At 67.2% G+C, this 1,184-nt stretch carries 1 protein-coding gene; it reads right to left on the bottom strand.

Going from position 1 to position 1,184, the window contains the following annotated elements; all coding sequences use genetic code 11:
* The coding region (locus tag ACWEBX_RS41140) for an RNA-guided endonuclease InsQ/TnpB family protein (protein WP_451889782.1) at positions 1-1,184 on the bottom strand (1,184 nt) is incomplete at both ends.

The following is a 1,184-nucleotide window of genomic DNA, read 5'->3' as shown; positions in this document are numbered from 1 at the left end:
CGCTGTTGTCGGGCGCGGCTTCGGGTGGGTTCCTGTTTCATCGCGCTGCGCCGGGACGAGTCCCGGTCTTACCCGCGCTCCGCAGGCTGACACCGCCAGTCCGGCGGCCTTGGCGACGTTGACCGCCGCATTGATGTCCCGGTCGAGGACGGCCCGGCAGGCTCCGCACTCCCAGGTACGGACGTGCAGTGGTTTGGGGCCTTCCTTGACGCCGCACTGCGAGCACGTCTGAGACGTCGGCTCGAACCGGCCGATCTTCACGAGGGTGCGCCCGTACCGAGCGGCCTTGTATTCCAGCATGGACACGAACTGCGACCAGCCGGCGTCGTGCACTGACTTGGCCAGCTTCGTGCGGGCGAGTCCTTTGACCGCCAGGTCTTCCACCGCGATGGCTTGGTTTTCGCGGATCAGCTTGGTGGAGAGCTGGTGGTGGAACTCGCGCCGTGCGTCGGCCACCCTCGCGTGAGCGCGGGCGACTTCGAGCCGGGCCTTTCCTCGGTTGTTGGATCCCTTCGCCTTCCGGCTCAGCAACTGCTGTGCCTTCTTGAGCTTCTTCTCGGCCCGCCGCAGGAAGCGGGAGCTGTCGGTCTTCGTGCCGTCGGACAGGATCGCGAAGTGCGACAGGCCCAGGTCGATGCCGACCTCGGGCGTGGTCTCAGGCAGGACTTCGCACGGTTCGGTCTCGACCACGAAGGACGCGAAGTACCTTCCGGCGGCGTCCTTGATGACGGTCACCGTGGACGGGACACAAGGCAGGGAACGGGACCACTTCACCCGCACGTCCCCGATCTTCGGAAGGCGGAGCTTCCCGCCGGGCGTGATCCTCCACCCGGCGTTCGCGGTGAACCGCACGGCCTGCCGGTTGTCCTTGCGGGACTTGAACCGGGGTGCCCCCATCGTGGGCCGCTTGCCCTTGAGGCCGTCGAAGAAGTTCCGGTACGCGGTGTCCAGGTCGCGAAGGGACTGCTGGAGGATCACCGACGAGACCTCGCCGAGCCACGCCCGTTCTGGTGTCTTCTTCGATGCCGTGAGCCGCTTCGACAGCTCCCCCAAGGTGACGAACGACAGCCCGGCTGCGCGGGCGTCCTCACGGACGCGCAACGCGTCGTTGAAGACAACCCGAGCGCACCCGAACGACCGTGCCAGCGCCGAGCGCTGCGAACCGTTCGGGTACAGGCGGAACC

The organism is Streptomyces sp. NPDC005070, from assembly GCF_053600395.1.
Note: the sequence above shows the minus strand (reverse complement) of the source record. Positions and strands in the feature narration are given on the sequence as shown.